Here is a 21,120-nt window from a genome sequence, read left to right on the forward strand (position 1 = left end):
GGTCAGGCGCGGCAGAGGATCTCGCCGTGCAGCAGCGCGAACCAGCCGTCGGGCTCCTGCACCCACGCCCGCCACGCTGCCGAGATCGCCTGCAGCTGCGCCTCGTCGGCGTCACCGTCGCGGATCAATTGCCGCGCGAGATCGGAGTGCAGCACGCGCTCGGCCCACATGCCGCCCCACGCCTCGCGCTGAGCCGGGGTCGCCCGGCACCAGGTGCTGGTCGTCGGCGTCACGTCGGTGAAGCCTGCAGCGTGCGCCCACGCGAGCATGCGGCGTCCCGCGTCGGGTTCGCCGCCGTTTCGCCTGGCTGCCAGCCGGTACAGCCGTAGCCACTCGTCGAGCTCCGGGATCTCCGGCCACCAGGTGAACGCCGCGTAGTCCGCGTCGCGGGCGGCAACGAGACCGCCCGGCCGGCACACGCGCCGCATCTCCGCCAGCGCGCGCACCGGGTCGCCGACGTGCTGCAGCACCTGATGCGCATGCACGATGTCGAACGTGTCGTCGTCGAACGGCAGCGCGTGGACGTCGGCCACCTGAAGGTCGACGTTGTCGCGCCCGCGCGCTGCGACTTCACGTCGCGCGATGTCCAGCGCGGCATCGTTGATCTCCGTTGCGCTCACCCGTCCCGGCGCGACCCGCTCGGCAAGCTCGACCGTGATCGTCGCCGGCCCGCATCCGACATCGAGCAGCGTCATGCCCGTCCGCAGGTGCGGCGCGAGGTAGGCGGCGGAATCGGCCACGGTGCGGGTGCGGTGCGAGCGCAGCACGGAATCGTGGTGGCCGTGGGTGTAGACCGCGCCGCCCGAGTCAGCAGCGCCCGCGGTGTCCGCGGTGTCCGCGGTGTCCGCGGTGTCCGCGGTTTGGGTCGGCTCTGCAGGCATCGCCGCCGACGATAGCCGCGTGCGTTCGGTTGGTCCCGCCGCCGACAACACATGGCCTTATTCGGTCCTAGAGGATTGCCCACACATTCGTGCCGACCCTTGTTCGAGACGCACAGAAGCAGCCAATACGGCTCGCGGGACAACGCGCACTGCTCGCGGGCGCACGCGGCACGTTTGTGTGGGCAGACCTCTGGGTTCGAGAAGCAGTCCCGCGGCACGTTTGTGTGGGCAGACCTCTGGGTTCGAGAAGCAGTCCCGCGGCACGTTTGTGTGGGCAATCCTCTAGGTCCGTGGCGGGGCAGTAAGTGCTCGACCTCGTCGGCCGCGGCGCTCACTCGCGGGCGACGCGTGCGTGGCCATCCACAAGGCGTTCCGCCGTCGGCGTCATGCGGGATGACGGACCCAAGACGCTGGTCAAACCGGGAGCTTCTCGCCCGCGATTTCAGCCGGTAAACGGGCTAGCAGGATGCGAAGATATCCACGATGAGCGACGTGGTGGCCCGGATGAAACCGGCTGACATCGACGAGGCCCTCGACTCGATCTTCGGTGACGCCCAAGTCAAGCATCAGCTCACTCTGTACCCCGAAGCTGCTCGACACGCGCTTCCCATGTTGGTTCGAGGTGGGCGTTACTACCTGACGTGTCTCGTCAGTCAGAAAGTCAAGCTCGCACGGCCGGAAGAGATCGTCCGGCAACTTGAGCTTGCGCAGTTGCGCGATGAGCTGGGGTACGACCTAGATCAGATCGCGATCGAGGTTCGCATTAAGATGGGTTCGTCGTTTGCCAATAAGGCAGCTGACATCGTCGTCTATAGCGACAGCACCAAAGAGCATATGCATATCATCATTGAATGCAAGAAGCCTAAGCGTCTCGATGGATTGGATCAGCTTCACTCATACATGAACGCGACTGGCGTGTATTTCGGCGCGTGGGTCAACGGCGGCGCACGCGTCAACCAGCTTCGATCCAACCCGAACATATTCGAGTCAGTCAAGAAGCTGCCGGCGACCGGCGAAACTATTGACGATGTGAAAAGTGCTATCGTCAAGGCTGATTTGATTAGATTGCAAGATCTCAAAGATGAAGTTCAGTATCTAGAAAACACTGTACTGACGAACGCTGGTGTTTCGACATTCGACGAAATTTTCAAACTTATCTTCGCTAAATTGTACGACGAATCCGAAAAAGGCGACTACGAACCGCTTGACTTTCGGACAACTACCGAGAGCCCAGCGATTCAATACAAGCACATCAACGCAATATTTCGAGAAGCTTGTGTTCAATGGCCGGACATCTTCGGCGCAAACGAAAACATCGAGCTTTCGCCCGAAGCTCTTGTCGCGGTTGCCTCCGAATTTCAAGACAAACGGTTTTTTGATGCCGACCTCGACGTTATTGACGCAGCTTTCGAATATCTGATTAACCCCGAGCAAAAGGGTGACAAGGGCCAGTACTTTACCCCTCGCCCGGTTGTCAAAATGTGCGTTCGCATGCTGAACCCGAAAGAATCGGAAAGAGTGCTCGATCCAGCATGTGGACCGGCGGGTTTTCTCATCCACACGCTAAATTGGGTTTCTACTCGCTACCTGACGGCCAAGTACAAATCGAATTTCGAAACTAAGAAATCACAGTACGCCGGTAACCGATTGTTCGGTATTGATTTCGACGCTCGCCTGATGCGCGTCGCGCGAGCAATGATGCTTATAGCTGGCGACGGTCGTTCCAACATCTTCCGCGTCAGCGCGCTAGACCCCCGCGAATGGCTCGGCCGCGATGATGGCCTTGTGCACAGCATCCCCGACGCCGCGTTCGACGTCATCATGACGAACCCGCCGTTTGCTGGTTCTATCAAGCAGCCAGAGGTGCTGGGACGTTACGACCTGGCTTACAAGGGATCACCGGGGAAGACGAAGCGCGCCAACAGCGTGTCCCGGGACGTGCTGTTTGTGGAACGGTGCATGAAGTTTCTGAAGCCAGGTGGCCGCATGGCGCTTGTCCTGCCGCAAGGCAATTTCAACAATGTCAGCGCCGAATATCTACGTACTTACCTCCGGGCGCATGGCCGTATTCTAGCCGTCGTCAGCCTCAGCGCAAACACTTTCCAGAAGTTCACCAATACGAAAAACCTCGGTTATCGTTATACAGAAATGGTCCGACGATTCCGATAGGTCAAGCGATTACAACATCTTCATGGCGGTCAACGAGCTTCCAGTCAAGGACTCATCGGGTCGGTATTTGTATCGGCGCGAATCAGATGGTGCCTTTGTCCGAGATTCTGAAGGCAACAAAATAATAGATGACGATCTGAACTCGATCGCAGACGGTTTTGTGGAGTTCGCGAAACGTGAGCAGTTAGGTTTTTGGCAATGACATTCTGGACGCAGACAGTGTCGGACGTAGTCGATGCTATGCGCTCCGATGCGGATCATTTCCAACCCAAGTACAAAGCTATCGAAGCCAACATAAGGGCAAAGCGAAATCGCGCCAAACAGCTTGGATCGCTGGTCTCATACGTAAGACGCGGATCGCAGCCCGAGTACGTGCCTGATGGCGACGTATTAGTCATCAACAGCCAACACGTCAGCGAACACCTCATCAACATTGATGGCGCAGCTCGCACAACTATGGATTTCTGGGAGCGAAAACCCGGCTCGCGGACGCGAAAATTTGATATCTTATTGAACTCAACTGGCGTTGGCACGATCGGTCGGGCAAATTGTGTCTTACACGATGAGAAATCAGTGGTCGATAACCACGTAACGGTTCTCCGGGTTAACGACCCAGACGAGATGAACCCGCTTTTTCTGGCCGTGTTCCTTAACTCGGCTATCGGTCGGCAACAGACCTACAAATGGCAATCTGGATCGTCAGGCCAGTTGGAAATCTACCCGAACGAGATCAAACAATTCTGGGTGCCCATTCCTGCGCCCGCCGTTCAGACGGATATCGCCAGCCAATTGCAGTCTGCGCACGACAACGCTCGGCGCGCTTCGGCCGCCGCGAGTGCCGCCGAAGCGGCCGTGGTTGCTATCGTCGCCCCCACCACTTAGAGCTGGTTACTACTGCTCGCCGTCTGCGCGGGCTTCGTGCGCGCGACGAACCGGTGACGAGACGTGCTGTCCGCGTCTAGCTTGTGTGGCCTCTCGCGCGTTGACCCGGGCCTGAGCCGCGTCCTCTGGAGTCATGCGCAGCAAACCGCGCAACACCTCCACGGGGTCCGCGTCGGCGGGCACGTCCGGAGTTGCCATACGGCGAGGTTACCCGCGCTCAGTGGCTCGTGAGGGGCTTGTAGGGCAGGCGACGGCCGGTCATGTTGCCGACCAGTGCCCGCATCCGCTGCGAGTCGTCGGCGCGGCAGTAGGTGTACATGAACGCAAACTGCACGAGGTAGCGGTCCAGGTGCTCGGTGCTAACGAAGTGGTGCGTGCCGTTGATGGACCGCTTCAGCTGGGAGAAGAAGCCCTCAACGAGGTTCGTGGAGACGTTGCCGCGCGTGTACTCGCCGGCCTTGTGGTCGACGTACTCGTGAGCGCGGAACTGGCCGGCGATGTTCTTGTAACCGGAGTGCCCGTCGGTGTGCAGGACGGTGCGCTTGAGGTCCATGACGTGCTCGATAGCGGGCAGCAGGGACGCGCCGGTCACGTTCGGCACCGCGACCGCGTGCACGGAGCGGGTCTCGTAGTGGACGAGAGCGGCGACGGGCTGCTTGTCTGACGCGGCGTAACCGTCGCGGCCGGGACGCGCCTTGCGCGCTGCTTCGCGGGGGTCGTTGGCGTGCCGGTTCTTCGGTTCCCCACCGATCCACGTCTCATCGACCTGGACGGCGCCGCCGAGCAGACCTGCGACCGGGTCCATCTTCATGGCCTCGCGGATGCGGTGCAGCAGGAACCACGCGGATTCGTTGTGGATCTCGTACTTGCGGCTGATCTCCCAAGCGCTGATCGAGTTCTTCGACGCGACAACTTCGAAGATCACGAGCACCCACGTGCGGATGCTGATCTTCGTTCCGTGCATCGGCGTCCCGGTCAGGACGGAGAACTTGCGGCGGCAGGACGCGCACTTCCAGATGCGCCGCTGAGTCGGGTTGCCGGTGCGGGTCGCGCGAGCGATGCCGTCTGCGGGCTTGAGGTAGTAGAACTTCCCGGCCGCGTCGCAGTGCGGGCACGCGTCCGGGGTGCCGTCGGTCCAGCGCAGTTCTTCCAGGAACTTGTAGGCGGCGGCTTCGTCGGGGACGAGTGCTGCCAGCTTCGGGATGCTGAACTCGTGCTTGCTCACCTCCATAATGTATAGCCCTCCCTTGACGTGCGTCAAGGGGTACCTTGACAATTGTGAGTATGGAATCCGATCGTTACGTGGCCGCAGTCGAGAAGCGGTTGGCGAAGCAGGCCGACCCAGTGACGCGCGCCCGCGCAGCCAACGACGAGATCACCGCGTTGGCTTACGCCCTGGAAAAGATGGGGGTGCTTCGTGCCGACGCCGTCCGTGCCGCACGCGAGCAGATGAGCGCCGTGGACGTGGCCGCCGCGCTCGGCGTCTCGCGAGCACGCGTGTACCAGATCGCCGCCGAATGAGACAGGTAGGCGACGCTGGGTGCGCTAAAATCAAGCTAAGCGCACCCAGCGCCTAGACGTGTCCGCAGCGGTTGCAGCCGCTTCGGACACTGGCCCGGGTGTTACGCCCCGCTACCGAGTGAGACTTTGGTAGGGCCTGGCACGGTAGCGGGGCAGCTTCAACAACATTTGATCTTGTCTCCTAGGTAGTGGCCTCCCAAGAGGCTCGCGGCAGACTCTCGATGGCTTCTTCACCGAGAGAGATCAGGTGCCGGACGCGCTCGGGGTCAGGTCCGTAGACCCATTTACCCCGACCCTGGCTATGGATCTTGCCGGTCCGGTTCAGATAAGCGGTGACGCCGCCGATCTCGTCGCGAGTATCGGAGCGGCCCGCTTTCGCGAGGAAATCTTCGATGTCGCCGGGGCTGACCGTCGGCCGGCTGGCGTTCATCATCATGATTGCGCGCTCTACGGCAGCAGAGCGGGTCATGGCGGCCCAGTCATCGCCGCCGACAGCGACAACGGGATTGCCGTTCTCGACATGGTGGTCATCGTCATCCGGGCCGGGAAACCAACGACGGTGTAGGTCGCGAAGCGTCTCTTCGTCGATCGTCAGAGCGGCGGCACGCTCACGGACCTCGCGGATCTTGATCTCAAGAACTTCAAGCTCCGCCAGAGCGTTGATTCGCTCGGTGCGCGCAGATTGCAGCAGCTCTTGCAGCGCCTCTGCCTTACCCGTCATTTCGCCACCTCGCTCCCAGAATCGCATCTCTGGGAAGAGACTACTAGTTCCACAACGGGCCGGCACGGAATTACAGCCGCGTAACCCAGAGAACGGCATCTGCGAGCGCAGCGACGGCTGGCGGCGCGGACATCTGGGTCCGTACATCCCCGCATGACCGGCCGGAACCGGCTCGTACCATCGGAGGCGTGGATCTAGCGGTCACCGGAGGCACCTGGAATCCAGCCGTCGCGGTGCCGGTCGGCATCTTCATCGCCGTTGGTGTGGTGATCGTCGCGGTGACGATCATCCGGAAAATCCGGGGCCGTTAGGTCATGCTCTTAGCAGTGGGCGGCACGTGGAATCCGGCTGTGGTGGTGCCGGTGGTCATCTTCATGGCGATCGTCGTCGTGATCATCATCGTCACGCTCGTGCGGAAGCGGTAAGAGCTACTTCCGGTTCCGGCGTATCACGTACACGATCATGAAGATGATGGCGACGCCGAGAAGCACGTACAGGAACGGTGACCCGGGGCCTTTGCTTGCCGCCAGGAGCTGCTGAGCAGTACCGCCGGTCGTGGAGGCCAAAGCGAGGACACCTGTCATGCCAAAGATCATGCCAGCAGCTTGGGTCCGTCATCCCGCATGACGCCCCGCCGTCCACAGGGAGCGGCGTCACTCGACGAGACCGAGCCGCCTACCTGGAGGATGGCGAGCGTGGATGCGGGCTCGGCGCTACGGGCGGCGCGTCGGTGGCGCCGGCTCAGCCAGCGGCAGCTCGCCGACGTGTCCGGCGTCCCGCGCCAGACGATCGAGCGTATCGAAGCGGGCGGGACGTCCCCGCGCGTCAACACGCTTGACACGCTGTTGCGCTCGGTCGGTTACGAGCTCGTCGTGGAGAATCAGTTCGGCCGGCGGCTACGTGTCGACGACCGCGAGCACCCACGCGACCGCGCCGGCCGACACCTGCCGGCGCATCTGCCCTTCATCGAGACGAGGGAGCTCGACGTCGGCGAAGGTTGGTGGGGTTGGTGGCGCATCGCCTGGAGCCGGCGCGACCCAACGGTGCCGGAATACACCTACTGGCAGCCGCGCCAACCGCGCCGGCTGATCGTCGGCGATCGCGGCTCGGAGTTCACGATGTCCGTCTGGGACGACGCGACCTGAGACCGGCCGCGCCTGCCCCACCGAGCGGTGCGGGCGCGCGCTGTTGAGTAGTTGTGCTCTCGAGTCGTCGAGGCCGTTCGGCGAGGGTCGATAGGAGCGAGGAGTCGAGCTGCGTGCACAGCGGGCAGCGAAATCGAGAGGTTGGAACCGATGTCCAGCACAAGCGTTACGCGACTGCCGAGCCGATTCATCGCAGCACCGGGCGTCCTGGGGACGGCAGCGCTGGTCTGCCTGCTCGGGTGCGTATGGCACAGCGAGTCCCTGCGCCCACTCCTTTTCCTCGGAACCGCGTTCGCGCTCGCCGGCATCGTTGTCGGCCACTACGCCCGGTCACGGGCACGTGCCGCGCAATCAACCGAGGCGTCGGCCGTGTGGCGGCGGCGAGGTTTCGGGCTCACGTTGGCGTGGACGGCGCTGATGGGCTGGAGCGTCGTGTGGGGTCTGATCATGCTGTTCGTCGCGGCGTTCAGCTTGGCCGGGAGTTGACCAGAGATCAGACGCCGATGGGATGCCAGACGGTCTTGGTCTCGACGAACGCGTTGAGCCGCGTCAGCCCCGGATCGTCGCGCCAGTTCTCGCCGTGGCGCGGCACGAAGATGCGCTTGACGTTGTCCGCGGCGGCGACCTGCAACTCAGTGCGTAGCGCGAGGTCGTCCGCACAGCCGGTGAGGTCCAGCGCGTTGACGTCGCGGTGTCCGGCCAGCCAGGGCGCGAGCTCGGCCGGCGCGCCGGTGAGCAGGTTGACGGTGCCGCCGGGCAGGTCCGACGTCGCCAGCACCTCGGCGAACGACGAAGCCGGCAACGGCCGCGCACCCGACGCGACGACGACCGCGGTGTTGCCCGTGGTCAGCACCGGCGCGAGCACCGAGACCAGCCCCAGCAGTGACGTGTCCTGGGGGGCGAGCACACCCACGACACCGGTCGGTTCGGGCAGGGAGAAGTTGAAGTACGGCCCCGCGACGGGGTTGGTCGAGCCGACGATCTGCGCGTACTTGTCCGCCCAGCCCGCGTAATGCACCCAGCGGTCGATCGCCCGGTCCACCTCGACCACAGCGGCATCGTGCGTGACGCCTTCGGCCGCGGCGACCTCTTCGGCGAACTGCGCGCGCCGGCCTTCGAGCATCTCCGCGATGCGGTACAGCACCTGGCCGCGGTTGTACGCCGTCGCGCCGGACCACTTGCCGAACACACCACGTGCCGCCAGCACGGCGTCACGCAGGTCCTTGCGCGACGCCTGCGCGGCGTGTGCGATCAGCTCGCCGGACGCCGCGTGCACGGGGTAGACGCGCCCGGACTCCGAGCGCGGGAACGCGCCGCCGATGAACAGCTTGTACGTCTTGCGCACGGGCAGCCGGGACAGCGCGTCGGGATCAGACGTCAAGGTAGGCCGCCAATCCGTGCCGACCGCCCTCGCGACCGAAGCCCGACTCCTGGTATCCGCCGAACGGCGACGTCGGATCGAAGCGGTTGAAGGTGTTCGCCCACACCACGCCGGCGCGCAGCCGCGACGACATCGACAGGATCCGCGAACCCTTCTCGGTCCAGACGCCCGCCGACAGTCCGTACGGCGTGTTGTTCGCCTTGGCGATCGCCTCGTCCGGCGTGCGGAAGGTCAGCACGGACAGCACCGGCCCGAAGATCTCCTCCTGTGCGATGCGCGATGCCTGCGACACGTCGGTGAACACCGTCGGCGCGAACCAGAAACCGCGATCGGGCAGCTCGCACGGCGGCGACCAGCGCGTCGCGCCCTCAGCCTCACCGGAGTCGACCAGCGACCGGATGCGGGCGAGTTGCGCAGCGGAGTTGATCGCGCCGACATCGGTGTTCTTGTCCAGCGGATGCCCGACGCGCAGCGTGCCGAGTCGCCGCTGCAGCGCGGCGATCAGCTCGTCGGCGATCGACTCCTGCACGAGCAACCGCGAGCCGGCGCAGCACACCTGTCCCTGGTTGAAGAAGATGCCGTTGACGATCCCCTCGACGGCCTGATCAAGTGGCGCGTCGTCGAAGACGATGTTGGCCGCCTTGCCGCCGAGTTCGAGCGTCAGCTTCTTGGACGTGCCGGCCACCGACCGCGCGATGAGCTTGCCGACCTCCGTCGAGCCGGTGAAGGCGACCTTGTCGACGTCGGCATCGACGATCGCCTGGCCGATCGCCGGGCCGCCGGCAAGGACGTTGACGACGCCGGGCGGCAGGTCCGCCTCGGCGATGATCTCGGCAAGGACCAGGGCGGTGAGCGGCGTCGTCTCGGCCGGCTTGAGCACCGCGGTGTTGCCCGCGGCAAGCGCCGGCGCGAGCTTCCATGCCGCCATCAGCAGCGGGAAGTTCCAGGGGATGACCTGGCCGGCGACACCGAGCGGGCGCGGCGCCGGGCCGTACCCCGCATGCCCGAGCTTGTCCGCCCAGCCGGCGTAATAGAAGAAATGCGCCGCCGCGGTGGGGATGTCGACGTCACGCGACTCGCGGATCGGCTTGCCGTTGTCGAGCGACTCGAGCACCGCAAGCTCGCGGCCGCGCTCGGCGATCGCGCGCGCGATGCGGAAGAGGTACTTGCCGCGTTCGGCGCCGCCCATCGCCGACCACGGGCCGTTGAACGCGCGCCGCGCAGCGCGCACCGCGTCCTCGACGTCGGACACGCCCGCCTCGCTGACCTCGGCGAGCGGCTCCTCGTCGGCCGGGTTGATCGTCTTGACCGCGTCGCCCGAGCCGTCGCGGAACTGGCCGTCGACGAAGATCTGGTAACTGGGTTTGAGCCGCGCGATGTCGCGCGACTCGGGCGCGGGTGCGTACTCGAACGGGCCGCTGGTCATCAGTCCACCGTCACGTAGTCGGGGCCGTCGTAGTTGCCGGTGGCCAGCTTGTGCCGTTGCTGCAGCAGGTCGTTGAGCAGTGACGACGCGCCGAAACGGAACAGCTGCGGCGTCAGCCACTCCGGACCGGCCACCTCGTTGACGAGCACCAGGTAGCGCACCGCATCCTTCGACGTCCGGATGCCACCGGCGAGCTTGACGCCGCGCCGTTCGTCCGTCGCCGCGGCGAAGTCGCGCACCGCTTCGAGCATCACCAGCGCCACGGGCGGCGCGGCCGCGGGTGACACCTTGCCCGTCGACGTCTTGATGAAGTCGCCGCCGGCGAGTAGCGCCAACCATGACGCGCGGCGCGCGTTGTCCAGCGTGGCGAGCTCGCCGGTCTCCAGGATGACCTTCAGATGCACGGCGTGCCCGGCGTCCGTTGCGCCCGCGTCCATCACGGCCTTGGTCTCGACGATCTCCTCGAAGACCTGCAGGTAACGCCCGGCCAGGAACGCGCCGCGGTCAATCACCATGTCGATCTCGGTCGCTCCGGCACCGACGGCGTCGCGCACGTCCTGCAGCTTCGTCGCGAGCGCCGCCCGCCCGGACGGGAACGCGGTGGCGACGGACGCGACCTGCACCGTCGAGCCGCGCAGCGCGTGCACCGCGGTCTCGACCAGGTCCGGATAGACGCAGACCGCCGCGACGGCCGGCACGGAGGCATCCGACGGATCGGGGCGCAGCGCCTTCGCGCACAGCGAGCGCACCTTGCCGGGGGTGTCGGCGCCTTCCAGCGTGGTGAGGTCGACCATCGAGATCGCGGTGTCGATGGCGTAGGCCTTGGCTGTCGTCTTGATGCTGCGTGTCGCGAGCGAGGCCGTGCGAGCCTCCGCGCCGACCTGGTCCACGCCGGGCAGCCCGTGCAGGAAGCGGCGCAGTGTCGCGTCGTCACGCGTGACATCGTCGAGCGCACCGGAAGCGCCCCGCGGGCTGTCGATGACCGTCACCCGCCCATCGTAGGAGTGCCGGAGTTCGACTGTCGTTCACCCGCAGAGCGCAGTCTCGCGGACATGACTGTTGCCGATTTGTCCGTCTCGCGCCGCGCCGTGCTCGCTTCGGGTGCCGTCGGTGCCGCTGCGATCACCCTCGCCCCGATGTCCTTCGCCGAGGCGCAGCCGAAGTCCGGCACTGCGACGAAGACGATCACCGGTCATCTGGAGCCCGGCGCGGCCGACTTCGTGTACCTGCCGGTGCGGGTGCCGCGCGGCGTCACGCAGATCGCCGTGTCCTACAGCTACAGCAAGCCGAGCGTGCCGCCCGGCGCGCTGTCCAACTCGTGCGACATCGGCATCTTCGACCAGCGCGGCATCGAGCTCGCCGACCACGACGGGGGGCGGCGGACCGGCTTCCGCGGGTGGTCCGGCGGCTTCCGCACGGAGTTCGCGATCAGCAACTCCTCCGCCACGCCCGGCTACCTGCCCGGGCCGGTCGAGGGCGGCACCTGGCACGTCGTTCTCGGCCCGTACCAGGTCGCCGAGCAGGGCCTCGACTACAGCGTCCGGGTGACGTTGACGTACGGGCCGCGCGGCCCGGCGTTCCTGGCCGACTACCCGCCGCAGCAGATTGCCGGGCGCGGCGCCGAGTGGTATCGCGGCGACTGCCATCTGCACACCGTCTACTCCGACGGCAAGCGCACGCCGGACCAGGTCGCGGCCGGCGCGCGGGCGGCGAAGCTCGACTTCATGGTCACGACCGACCACAACACGTCCGCGTCGCACGCGGTGTGGGGCCAGTACGCCGCCGACGACCTGCTCATCGTCACCGGTGAAGAGGTGACGACCCGCAACGGCCACTACCTCGCGCTCGGTCTGCCGCCCGGACAGTGGATCGACTGGCGCTACCGCGCCCGCGACGGCGTCTACGACGACTTCGTCCGGCAGATCCACGACATGGGTGGCATCGCCGTGCCCGCGCACCCTTACTGCCCGTACGTCGCCTGCCGCTGGAAGTTCGGTTACGACGGCGCGGACGCCGTCGAGGTGTGGAACGGCCCGTGGACGGTCGACGACGAGTCGGCCGTCGACACGTGGGACTCGATGCTGGTCGCGGCGGCGCGCGAACACGGGCGATGGCTGCCCGCGATGGGCAACAGCGACGCGCACAGCGAGCCGCAGGTGATCGGCCTGCCGCACAACGTCGTGCACGCCGACCGGCTCGCGCACGACGCACTGGTGGCGGGCATCCGTGCCGGGCGCAACTGGATTGCCGAATCCGCCGCGGTCTCGCTGGCCTTCACGGCGTCCGTCGGCAGCCGCACCGCGCAGATCGGCGACCGGCTGCGCGCTGCGCCCGAACAACCGGTGCGCGTGCGGGCAGACGTCGGCGGCGTGCCGAACGGCGTCGTCCGGTTCATCACCGACGAGGGTCAAACCGTCCAGAGCTCGCTGCCGGCGACGGGTAACGGCAGCGTCGAGTGGACGACGACGCCCTCGCTGGCCGCCTACGTGCGGGTCGAGGTCCGGCACCCGCGGCCGGACGGCACGGCGGGCAGCGGCACCGCGGAGGGCACCGATGTGCAGCTCGGCCCGATGGCGGCGCTGAGCAACCCGATCTGGCTGGGCGCCCGCCCGAGCCGCTGAAACCGCTGGCGCGCGTCCCGCGCCGTCCGCCACGATGGGTGCCATGCGTGATTTCGACATCGCCAACGACGCCACTCCTGAGCGGTGGACGCAGGCCACCGTGCACCGCGACATGTGGGCCGACGCCGCCGAGGACCCGCGCGAGATGGACGTCGTCGAGTGCGTCGACGAGCGCAGCACGCTGCTCGACTACCTGCGGCGATACCGGCTGACGTTGGGACTCAAGTGCGCCGAACTCGACCCGGAGCAGCTGACCCGGCGCGCGGTGCCGCCGTCGACGATGTCCCTGCTCGGCCTGGTGCGGCACATGGCCGGCGTCGAGTGGCACTGGTTCCGCAACGTCATGGCCGGTGAGGACGGCACCCGTCCGTTCCGGATCCCGGAGGACCGGGACTGGGAGTTCAACGGCGTCACCGCCGAACCGGAGTGCGTGCGGGAGGCGATGGAGAGCTGGCACGCCGAGATCGCCTTCGCCCAGCAGTACGTGGATGGCCAGGATGATCTCGCGACGCATGGCGCCCAGACGGGCGACGACGCGGTGCAGCTGCGCGACATCCTCGTGCACATGATCGAGGAGTACGCCCGGCACTGCGGTCACGCCGACCTGCTGCGCGAGCGCATCGACGGCCGGGTGGGTCAGTAGGGTTCGGTCCCGTGGCCAGCCTGCAGGTGAACGTCGTCGACCACCCGATCGTCCAGTCGCGGTTGACCGTCATGCGCGACGAACGCAGCGCCAATTCCGAGTTCCGCTACGCCCTGCGCGAGCTGGCGACGCTGCTCGTCTACGAGGCGACGCGCGACCTCGCCCGCGCCGAGGTGCCGATCACGACACCGGTCGCCCCGACCGTCGGCACGGGCATCGCCAACCCGCCGCTGCTCGTCCCGGTGCTGCGCGCCGGGCTGGGGATGGCCGAGGCGGCATTCAACCTGCTGCCGGAGTCGCAGATGGGCTTCGTCGGCCTGGCGCGCGACGAGCGCACGCACGAGCCGCACGCGTACATGGCGTCGCTGCCCGACTCGCTCGCCGACCGGCCGGTCATCGTGCTCGACCCGATGCTCGCCACCGGCGGCTCGCTGCTGCACTGCCTGCGGCTGCTCGTCGAGCGCGGCGCGCAGGACCTGACCGTGGTCTGCGCGCTGACCGCGCCCGAGGGTCTGACGGCGCTCGAGGATTCCGGCCTGCCGATCAAGCTGTTCACCGCCAGCGTCGACGAACGGCTGAACGAGAACGCCTACATCGTTCCCGGCCTGGGCGACGCGGGCGACCGTCAGTTCGGACCGCGGTAGCGGGTCCGAACCGGAAGCGGAGCGGACCGCGGTAGCGGGTCCGAACCACCCCTTCCGCTGATCAACAGGAGCGTTTGGTCGTCTGGGCAGCCAATTCCGACTGTTGATCAGCGGGAGGGAGTTGATGAACCGGGAGGGACGAGCGAGGGACGTGCGAGGACGAGCGGGTCACCAGCCCCAGGTGCCGGGGCCGCCCTTGAACGGGCCGACGACGTCGTCGGTGATCCAGCCGGCGTAGAAGCCGCCGGGCTGCGGGCGCACGGCCTCGCCGTCGACGACGCAGCGCAGTGCAGCGGGGGAGAACGCCAGGTACCCGGCGATCGGCTCGAAGCCCGAGGTCGGCTGCTCGTAGGACCACGCGGCCGCGGGCACTCCGAACACGTCCCAGTAGGTCGCCGCGCCCTTCCATTCGCACCACGTCGACGCCGCGCTCGACGGCGTCAGCGCCCCGGCCACGACGTCGGACGGCGGCAGGTACCACGTCGGCGGATGACTGGTCTCGAGCACGCGGTAGGCGGCCGTCGTGTCCGCAACCGGACCGCGCGGCGCGGCGACGACCACGCGTCGGGTCGAGGACACCAGCGCCGGGGGCCGCGGGTAGTCCCACACCGACTCCTGGCCCGGTCCCGGCTCCTCGCGCCTGTGCGTCCGCATGAGTCGACGGTAGGCGACCGGCGGTGGTGGACGAAGCGCGAATTCGGGTAGGCGGTTGCCAACCGCGTAATCGACCTCAGGGAGCCCGTGATGCGCACGTCCCGCCTTGCCGAGAGCATCGTCGACCGCATCGAGAACGCGCAGGGCCTGGACGGTCTGGCCGCCACGCTGAACTCTTCGATCGGCAAGCTGATCCCGAGCGGACCGGTCGAGGACGTGCTCAGCGGAACGCCGATCGGGCATCCCGCGCATCCGGCGCTGGTCGCGCTGCCGATCGGCGCGTGGAGCTCCGCGATCGCCATGGATCTCGCGGGCGAGGACGACGCCGCGCGCCGGCTGATCGGGCTGGGGGTCGTGACGGCCGTCCCGGCTGCGGCGACCGGGGCGTCGGACTGGCTGACGGTCGACGGCGCGGAGCGCCGCGTGGGGCTCGTGCACGCGCTGCTGAACTACGGCGCGATCTCGCTGTACGGCCTGAGCTGGCTGGCGCGTGGCCGCGGGCGCCGTGGTCTCGGCATCGGGCTGAGTGCAGCCGGGACGGCGGTGGTGTCGGCGGCGGGCTGGCTCGGTGGCCATATGTCCTATGCGCAGGGGGTCGGCGTGGACACCACGGTGTTCGAGACGCTGCCCGAGGAATGGACGCACTTGTGCGCCGTCGACGACCTGCCGACGGAGGGCACGCTCGGCCGGCAGAACGTCGACGGCGTGCCGATCCTGGTGACCCGCCGCGGCGACGACGTCGTGGCGCTGACCGATCGCTGCACGCACCGCGGCGCCCCGCTCGACGAAGGGGAGATCAAGGACGGCTGCGTCGTCTGCCCCTGGCACGCCAGCGTGTTCTCCCTGGACGACGGCGAGGTGCGCTCCGGGCCGGCCACCCGGCCGCAGACCCGGCTCGAGTCCCGCATCGACAACGGCCGGGTGCAGGTGCGCCGCCGCGCGCCGCGCACGCTGCCGGCGCGCTCCGCCGGCGCCTGAGCGGTAGCCCGCGCCGCCGGGCGTGGCGCGGCACACACAACCTCGACGGCACCTCGGGCGTCCTTGTCGTGTGGCAGTGTTGGCGCCGGTGAAACCGGACGAGCGGGAGCGGTTGCGCGCGCAGGCGATCGACATCCACGCGCTCTACACCGCGCACTGGCACTACCTCGTCCGGCTGGCGGTGCTGCTCGTCGACGACATCGCGAGCGCCGAGGACGTCGTGCAGGACGCATTCGTCGCGCTGCACCGGCGCTCGGCCGACCTGCGTGACCCGGACGCGGCGCTCGGCTATCTGCGCACCTCGGTGGTCAACCAGGCCCGCTCCGTGCTGCGTCGCCGGCACACCGTGCGCAAACACCTCAAGGTCGCCGAGCCGGAGGCGACGGCGCCGGCCGACCACGACGTCCTGCTGCGCGACGAGCACCGCGCCGCCCTGCGCGCGGTCAACTCCCTGCCGCGGCACCAGCGCGAGGTGCTCGTGCTGCGGTACTGGTCCGGACTGTCCGAGCGCGAGATCGCCGAGGCGCTGGGGATCACCGCCGGCTCGGTCAAGTCGGCCGCGAGCCGTGGGCTGGCCGCGCTGCACAAGGTGCTCGGGGGCGAGTCGTGAGCGGCGACGACGTCGAGCGGGTGCTTGCCGAGGCGCTCGACGCGCAGGCCCGCGCACGGGTGCGCGCCGACGTCGCGCCGCCGCTGCCGCGCTTCGCGGGTGCGCCTACCGAGTCGCAGCGGGCGGCCCGCCCGCGTCGGGCGTGGCTCGCGCCGGCGGCCGCCGCGGCGGTGGTCGTGGCGATCGTCGGGCTGGTCCTCGGCCTGACCCGTGCGGGACCGGCGAAGCGGCCGGTGGCGGCCGGCTCGACTGCGCACTCGTCGGCCTCTTCGGTGCGCTCTGCGACGCCCGCGGTGCCCGCCGCGCCCGTCGCGGTGACGAAGCCGGTGCGGATGCGGGTGACCACCGACTCGGGCGCCACCTATGGAGTGGGCATGCCGGTCGTCGTGCTGATCTCGCACCGGATCACCGACGCCAGAGCTTTCCAGCGGGCGACGAACGTGACCGTGGACGGCCACGCGGTCGACGCGGACTGGTACTTCGAACCGTCGACTCGGCAGAAGGGTTACCCGCTCGAGGCGCACCTGCGCACGCGCACCTACTGGCGCGCGCATGCGCGCGTCTACGTGTCGCTTGCGGCGCACGGGGTGTCGGCCGGCGACGGTTACCACTTCGCGGACGACGCGCAGCTGTCGTTCTTCACCGGCGCTGCAATGATCTCCACCGTCGACGATCGGACGCATGTCATGACCGTGCGCCGCGACGACAAGGTGATCGACAAGTTCCCGGTCTCACTGGGCGCGAAGAAGACTCCCACCGCGCGCGGCACGAAGGTGGTGATGTCCAAGGGCGCCAGCATCTGCATGCACGGCCCCGGTTACGACGAATGCGGCATCAAGGACACCCAGCGGCTCACCTACGGCGGCGAGTACCTGCACTCCGCGCCGTGGAACGTCTCGAACATCGACCGCGGGGTCGACTCGTCCAACGGCTGCACGAATATGCTCCCGTCGGACGCGGCGGCGTTCTACGCGCAGTCCGAGGTGGGTGACGTCGTCCGGTTCCCCAACAGCAACGGGCCGACCATGACGGCGGGGGCCGGACTCGGCGACTGGAACGTCTCGTGGTCGACGTGGCTGCGCGGCGGCGTCGTGCCGACGCACTGAGCCTCAGCCCACCAGCGCGGCTACCTCGGTACGCAGCCGTGCCAGCGCGGCGTTCGCCCGCTCGGCCGAGCCGGATGCCTCGACCACCTCGAGGTACGCCTTGAGCTTCGGCTCGGTACCCGACGGGCGCACCACCACCCGGCCACCGGGCCACCGCCAGCGCAGGACGTCGGCGCCGGGCAGCAGATCCTCCGCCTGCACCGGCTCGCCGAGCAGCGATGCCGGGGGTTCGGCGTGCAGTCGATGCATGGTCTCGGCAATGACCCCGAGGTCGTCCACCCGCACCGACACCTGGTCGGTGGCGTAGCGGCCGAACTCCGTAGCCAACGCGTCGAGCCGCTGCAGCAGTGACGAGCCGGCGGCACGTTCGCGTGCCGCGAGCTGCGCCACCAGCAGCGCCGCGCTGATGCCGTCCTTGTCCGCCACGAGCTGCGGCGCGACGGCGTACCCGAGCGCCTCCTCGTAGCCGTACGCGAGGTCGGGGGCTGCCCGCGCGATCCACTTGAAGCCGGTCAGCGTCTCGGCGTAGGGCACACCCCGTGCGGCTGCCAGCGCCGCGAGCATGGACGACGAGACGATCGTCGTGGCGTAGGTACCGGGCACGCCGCGGCGCATCAGCTCGTCGGCGAGCAGCACGCCGACCTCGTCGCCACGCAGCGTGCGCCAGGCGCCCGTCGCGTCCGGCACCGCAACGGCGCAGCGGTCGGCGTCCGGGTCGTTGGCGATCACGATGTCGGCCTGCCGCGCGCGGGCGAGGTCGAGCGCCAGGTCCAGCGCGCCGGGCTCCTCCGGGTTGGGGAACGCGACGGTCGGGAACTGCGGGTCCGGACGTTCCTGCTGCGGCACGGCGGTGACGTCGGCGAAGCCTGCGCGGCGCAGCACCGCGAGCGCGGTCTCGCTGCCGACGCCGTGCATCGCGGTGTGCACGATACGCAGCTCGCGCGGTCCGTTGTCGTCGTCGACGGCGGCGAGCACGGCGTGGACGTACGCGTCGACGATGTCGGTGCCGAGCACCTGCACGGCGTCGCGGTCTAGCGGTACAGCCCGTGCCGAGGCGACGTCGCGGATCGCCGCCTCGATCTGCACGTCGTCGGGCGGCACGATCTGAGCACCGTCCGCCGCGTAGACCTTGTAGCCGTTGTCCTGCGGCGGGTTGTGCGACGCCGTGACCATCACGCCAGCCACCGCGTGCAGGCGGCGCGTCGCGAACGCCAGCACCGGGGTGGGCAGCGGCGCGGGCAGCACCGCGGCGGCGAACCCGGCCGCGGCGAACACGGCTGCCGAGTCGTGGGCGAAATCGCGCGAGCCGTACCGCGCGTCGTACCCGACGACGACCGGCGCACCGGCCGGATGTCCGGCGGCGTGCAGGTGCGCAGCCAGTCCGGCGGCGGCCCGGCGCACGACGGTGCGGTTCATGCCGTTCGGGCCGGCGCGCAGCGGCCCGCGCAGTCCGGCGGTGCCGAAGGTGAGCGGGCCGGCGAAGCGCTGCGTCAGCTCGTCGTGCGCGCCCGCGTCGACGAGTGCCTGCAGCTCACGTGCATCGGCCGGGTCGACGTCATCGGTGATCCAGGCGCGCACCGCGTCGAGGTCGGGTTCGGTCACGAGCGCGCCGCCACCTCGTCGATGCCGAACCCGGGCGAGGTGAACCCGCCGCCCAGCAGCCCGTCCGACGGGTCGGGTTGCGGCTCGTCCAGCGAATGGGCGTAGGCCTCGGAGTCGTCGCGCGGCTCGTAACCCAGCGCCCGTCCGGCGGCAAGGTCGCAGGTGCGGCGGGTGTTGGCCGAGATGCCCCACACGATGGCGAAGGTCAGCGCCGACGCGCGCAGACACGCGTCGACGAGCCGCACGGCGTCGCCGGGGGACAGCCACATCGCGAGCGTGCGGCGGTCGTCGGGCCGCTCGGTGAAGTTGCCGATCCGCAGACAGGCGACCTGCATGCCGTACCGGTCGGCGTAGTAGCGGCCTAGCGCCTCGCCGAACGCCTTGCTGACGCCGTAGAGCGTGTCCGGGCGCGGCGCGAGGTCCGCAGGCAGCGGCACCGCGTCGGGCGACGGCACGGGCGTGAAGCCGCTGACGTGATTCGACGACGCGTAGACCACGCGGCGCACCCCGGCGCGGCGCGCGGCTTCGAACACCTGCACCAGGCCGTCGACGTTCGCGTCGCGGATGACCGGCCACGGCGCCTCCGAGGGCACCCCGGCCAGGTGCACGACCGCGGTCGGTCGCGGCTCACCGGTCAGCGCCCGGTCCAGTGCCGCGGTGTCGGCGAGTTCCGCGACCATGCCGCCCGGCACCGGCTCGCGGTCCAACGGCAGCACCGCCCAGCCGAGGCTCGGCAGCCCTTCGCGCAGCGCGCTGCCGATCGAACCGGCGGCGCCGGTGAGCAGCACCGTCCCGGGCGATGCAGCGGTCATATGCGCGGGATGACCTTGCGCAGCAGCTCGCCCATCCGGGTGGCCGAGGCGCGGCCGACGGCGAGCACGTCCTCGTGGTCGAGCGGGTCGCCGAGGCCCGCGGCGAGGTTCGTCACCAGCGAGATGCCGAGCACCTCGCAGCCTTCGGCACGAGCGGCGACGGCCTCGAGCACGGTGGACATGCCGACCAGGTCCGCGCCGAGGATGCCGGCCATCCGCACCTCGGCCGGGGTCTCGTACTGCGGCCCGGGGAACATCGCGTACACGCCTTCGGCGATCGACGGGTCGACGTCGCGCACGAGCGCCCGGAGCCGCGCCGAGTAGCAGTCGGTGAGGTCGACGAAGCGCGGGCCGACGAGCGGCGAACGCCAGGTGAGGTTGAGGTGGTCGCTGATCAACACCGGGTCGCCGACGGCCAGGCCCTCGCGCAGACCGCCGCAGGCGTTGGTGAGCACGATCGTGCGGCAGCCTGCCGCGGCGGCAACGCGCACGCCGTGCACCACCGCATCGGCGCCGCGCTGCTCGTAGAGGTGCGTGCGCCCGAGGAAGCCGAGCACCCGCACGCCGTCGACCTGCACCGAGCGGATGCGCCCGGCGTGGCCCTCGACGGCGGGCGGCAGGAAGCCGGGCAGCTCGGTGAAGGCGAGCTCGGCGTCGGCGGCGCCCAGCACGTCGATCGCCGGCACCCAGCCGGAGCCGAGGACGATCGCGACATCGTGCCGCTCGACGCCGGTGCGCTCCGCGAGTTCCTGCGCGGCGCGTGCTGTGTCGGCAGCGTCGGTCACCGGCGAGACGTTACCCGCCGCCCTGCACCGGGTCGGTTTGCCTCCGCAACCGTCGCTAACGCCACCTCGGACGGGGTCGATAGCGACGGCTGCGGGTGCAAACGGGCGGCGGCCCGCCGGTCACATCGCGCGGGCGCAGGGCAGGCAGGTCGCGGTCTGCGGCAGGATCTCCAGCCGCGCCACCTCGACGTCACCGCCGCACGAGGTGCACCGGCCGTAACTGCCCTCGTCCATCCGCCACAACGCCGCCTGCACGTCGCGCAGGGCGCTGCGCGCGCCGTCGTCCAGCGAGCGGAACACCTCCGGATCCGGGCTCGCCAGCGGCGATTCGCTGCCCAGCCCGTGCAGGTGCATCAGCTGCTCTATCCGGAACTCGCGCTGTTCCTCGAGCATCGTGCGCAGGTCGCGCACGTCGGCGGCGGAAAGGGCGGTTCGGGTGCGAGGGCTGGCCTGCATGAAGGGAGGACGAACGGAAGAGCAGCCACGTTGTCCGATTCCGGGAAAACACAGCTGGTTCTGCAGTGCTTACGAGATATCGG

At 68.5% G+C, this 21,120-nt stretch carries 24 protein-coding genes; 13 read left to right on the forward strand and 11 right to left on the reverse strand.

Annotation, left to right across the window (positions count from 1 at the left end; genetic code table 11):
• Window positions 1-2: 2 nt before the first annotated feature.
• A complete protein-coding gene (locus ACFFCN_RS00245; RefSeq protein ID WP_375488546.1) occupies window positions 3-881 on the reverse strand; it encodes a class I SAM-dependent methyltransferase in 879 nt (292 codons plus the stop codon).
• Between the two features lie 483 nt (window positions 882-1,364).
• Between ACFFCN_RS00245 and ACFFCN_RS00250 the strand changes: the two genes are divergently transcribed.
• Genes ACFFCN_RS00250 through ACFFCN_RS00260 form a run of 3 tightly spaced genes read left to right on the forward strand, consistent with a single transcriptional unit; the run spans window position 1,365 to window position 3,932 of the window.
• The gene (locus ACFFCN_RS00250) at window positions 1,365-3,050 is read left to right on the forward strand and encodes a restriction endonuclease subunit M (protein ID WP_375488548.1); all 1,686 of its coding nucleotides are present in this window, start codon (window positions 1,365-1,367) and stop codon (window positions 3,048-3,050) included.
• 22 nt (window positions 3,051-3,072) lie between these two features.
• Window positions 3,073-3,252, forward strand: coding sequence for a hypothetical protein (locus ACFFCN_RS00255; RefSeq protein ID WP_375488550.1), 180 nt, complete (start codon window positions 3,073-3,075; stop codon window positions 3,250-3,252).
• Entirely contained in the window at window positions 3,249-3,932 is a 684-nt protein-coding gene (locus tag ACFFCN_RS00260; protein ID WP_375488552.1) for a restriction endonuclease subunit S, read from the forward strand. Before ACFFCN_RS00255 ends, ACFFCN_RS00260 begins: the two co-directional genes overlap by 4 nt.
• A 217-nt stretch (window positions 3,933-4,149) precedes the next feature.
• Here the strand turns inward: ACFFCN_RS00260 and ACFFCN_RS00265 are convergent, their stop codons facing one another.
• A complete protein-coding gene (locus ACFFCN_RS00265; protein ID WP_375488553.1) occupies window positions 4,150-5,157 on the reverse strand; it encodes an IS1595 family transposase in 1,008 nt (335 codons plus the stop codon).
• A 59-nt stretch (window positions 5,158-5,216) separates the two neighbouring features.
• On the opposite strand from ACFFCN_RS00265, the gene ACFFCN_RS00270 reads away from it, so the two are divergent.
• A complete protein-coding gene (locus tag ACFFCN_RS00270; RefSeq protein ID WP_375488555.1) occupies window positions 5,217-5,453 on the forward strand; it encodes a hypothetical protein in 237 nt (78 codons plus the stop codon).
• Window positions 5,454-5,634: 181 nt separating this feature from the next.
• On the opposite strand, the gene ACFFCN_RS00275 is transcribed toward ACFFCN_RS00270, so the two are convergent.
• On the reverse strand, window positions 5,635-6,174 hold the full coding sequence (locus ACFFCN_RS00275) for a hypothetical protein (protein WP_375488557.1): 540 nt from the start codon (window positions 6,172-6,174) through the stop codon (window positions 5,635-5,637).
• 188 nt (window positions 6,175-6,362) lie between these two features.
• Here ACFFCN_RS00275 and ACFFCN_RS00280 point away from each other — a divergent pair, with 188 nt between their 5' ends.
• The 3 genes from ACFFCN_RS00280 (at window position 6,363) to ACFFCN_RS00290 (ending at window position 7,805) form a co-directional block, all read left to right on the forward strand.
• Entirely contained in the window at window positions 6,363-6,485 is a 123-nt protein-coding gene (locus ACFFCN_RS00280) for a hypothetical protein (protein ID WP_375488559.1), read from the forward strand.
• 384 nt (window positions 6,486-6,869) lie between these two features.
• Window positions 6,870-7,319: a helix-turn-helix domain-containing protein gene (locus ACFFCN_RS00285; RefSeq protein WP_375488561.1), complete on the forward strand. Its 450-nt coding sequence runs from the start codon at window positions 6,870-6,872 to the stop codon at window positions 7,317-7,319.
• 150 nt (window positions 7,320-7,469) lie between these two features.
• Window positions 7,470-7,805, forward strand: coding sequence for a hypothetical protein (locus ACFFCN_RS00290; RefSeq protein ID WP_375488563.1), 336 nt, complete (start codon window positions 7,470-7,472; stop codon window positions 7,803-7,805).
• Window positions 7,806-7,812: 7 nt separating this feature from the next.
• On the opposite strand, the gene ACFFCN_RS00295 is transcribed toward ACFFCN_RS00290, so the two are convergent.
• The 3 genes from ACFFCN_RS00295 to deoC are packed head-to-tail and all read right to left on the reverse strand — an operon-like array spanning window position 7,813 to window position 11,115.
• Window positions 7,813-8,700 carry an aldehyde dehydrogenase family protein gene (locus tag ACFFCN_RS00295; RefSeq protein ID WP_375488565.1) on the reverse strand — a complete coding sequence of 296 codons (888 nt, stop codon included), beginning with the start codon at window positions 8,698-8,700 and terminating at the stop codon, window positions 7,813-7,815.
• Window positions 8,690-10,126: an aldehyde dehydrogenase family protein gene (locus ACFFCN_RS00300; protein WP_375488567.1), complete on the reverse strand. Its 1,437-nt coding sequence runs from the start codon at window positions 10,124-10,126 to the stop codon at window positions 8,690-8,692. Before ACFFCN_RS00300 ends, ACFFCN_RS00295 begins: the two co-directional genes overlap by 11 nt.
• Window positions 10,126-11,115 carry a deoxyribose-phosphate aldolase gene (deoC, locus tag ACFFCN_RS00305; protein ID WP_375488569.1) on the reverse strand — a complete coding sequence of 330 codons (990 nt, stop codon included), beginning with the start codon at window positions 11,113-11,115 and terminating at the stop codon, window positions 10,126-10,128. The genes ACFFCN_RS00300 and deoC overlap by 1 nt, the downstream gene beginning before the upstream one ends.
• A gap of 63 nt (window positions 11,116-11,178) precedes the next feature.
• Between deoC and ACFFCN_RS00310 the strand changes: the two genes are divergently transcribed.
• Genes ACFFCN_RS00310 through upp form a run of 3 tightly spaced genes read left to right on the forward strand, consistent with a single transcriptional unit; the run spans window position 11,179 to window position 14,034 of the window.
• The gene (locus ACFFCN_RS00310; RefSeq protein ID WP_375488571.1) at window positions 11,179-12,747 is read left to right on the forward strand and encodes a CehA/McbA family metallohydrolase; all 1,569 of its coding nucleotides are present in this window, start codon (window positions 11,179-11,181) and stop codon (window positions 12,745-12,747) included.
• A 43-nt stretch (window positions 12,748-12,790) separates the two neighbouring features.
• Window positions 12,791-13,390, forward strand: a complete 600-nt coding sequence (locus tag ACFFCN_RS00315) for a DinB family protein (protein WP_375488573.1) — start codon at window positions 12,791-12,793, stop codon at window positions 13,388-13,390.
• 20 nt (window positions 13,391-13,410) lie between these two features.
• A complete protein-coding gene (upp, locus tag ACFFCN_RS00320; protein ID WP_375488763.1) occupies window positions 13,411-14,034 on the forward strand; it encodes a uracil phosphoribosyltransferase in 624 nt (207 codons plus the stop codon).
• Window positions 14,035-14,202: 168 nt separating this feature from the next.
• Here upp and ACFFCN_RS00325 read toward each other — a convergent pair whose 3' ends face one another.
• Window positions 14,203-14,688, reverse strand: coding sequence for a DUF427 domain-containing protein (locus tag ACFFCN_RS00325; RefSeq protein WP_375488575.1), 486 nt, complete (start codon window positions 14,686-14,688; stop codon window positions 14,203-14,205).
• Window positions 14,689-14,778: 90 nt separating this feature from the next.
• Here ACFFCN_RS00325 and ACFFCN_RS00330 point away from each other — a divergent pair, with 90 nt between their 5' ends.
• The 3 genes from ACFFCN_RS00330 to ACFFCN_RS00340 all read left to right on the forward strand — a co-directional run bounded on the left by ACFFCN_RS00330 (window position 14,779) and on the right by ACFFCN_RS00340 (window position 17,382).
• The gene (locus ACFFCN_RS00330) at window positions 14,779-15,666 is read left to right on the forward strand and encodes a Rieske 2Fe-2S domain-containing protein (protein WP_375488577.1); all 888 of its coding nucleotides are present in this window, start codon (window positions 14,779-14,781) and stop codon (window positions 15,664-15,666) included.
• Between the two features lie 76 nt (window positions 15,667-15,742).
• A complete protein-coding gene (locus ACFFCN_RS00335) occupies window positions 15,743-16,276 on the forward strand; it encodes a SigE family RNA polymerase sigma factor (protein ID WP_375488579.1) in 534 nt (177 codons plus the stop codon).
• Window positions 16,273-17,382: a L,D-transpeptidase gene (locus tag ACFFCN_RS00340; RefSeq protein WP_375488581.1), complete on the forward strand. Its 1,110-nt coding sequence runs from the start codon at window positions 16,273-16,275 to the stop codon at window positions 17,380-17,382. The genes ACFFCN_RS00335 and ACFFCN_RS00340 overlap by 4 nt, the downstream gene beginning before the upstream one ends.
• Before the next feature lie 3 nt (window positions 17,383-17,385).
• Here the strand turns inward: ACFFCN_RS00340 and ACFFCN_RS00345 are convergent, their stop codons facing one another.
• From ACFFCN_RS00345 to ACFFCN_RS00360, 4 genes are all read right to left on the reverse strand, one after another.
• A complete protein-coding gene (locus ACFFCN_RS00345) occupies window positions 17,386-18,984 on the reverse strand; it encodes a phospho-sugar mutase (RefSeq protein ID WP_375488583.1) in 1,599 nt (532 codons plus the stop codon).
• Window positions 18,981-19,796: an NAD-dependent epimerase/dehydratase family protein gene (locus ACFFCN_RS00350; RefSeq protein WP_375488585.1), complete on the reverse strand. Its 816-nt coding sequence runs from the start codon at window positions 19,794-19,796 to the stop codon at window positions 18,981-18,983. The genes ACFFCN_RS00345 and ACFFCN_RS00350 overlap by 4 nt, the downstream gene beginning before the upstream one ends.
• Window positions 19,793-20,581 (reverse strand): purine-nucleoside phosphorylase, encoded by a 789-nt coding sequence (locus tag ACFFCN_RS00355; RefSeq protein ID WP_375488587.1) that lies wholly within the window; start codon window positions 20,579-20,581, stop codon window positions 19,793-19,795. Before ACFFCN_RS00355 ends, ACFFCN_RS00350 begins: the two co-directional genes overlap by 4 nt.
• 120 nt (window positions 20,582-20,701) lie before the next feature.
• Entirely contained in the window at window positions 20,702-21,037 is a 336-nt protein-coding gene (locus ACFFCN_RS00360; RefSeq protein WP_375488589.1) for a TraR/DksA family transcriptional regulator, read from the reverse strand.
• Window positions 21,038-21,120: the final 83 nt, after the last annotated feature.

Origin of the sequence: uncultured Jatrophihabitans sp. (assembly GCF_964246335.1) — a bacterium.
In the GTDB taxonomy this organism is placed as follows: Bacteria; Actinomycetota; Actinomycetes; order Mycobacteriales; family Jatrophihabitantaceae; genus Jatrophihabitans.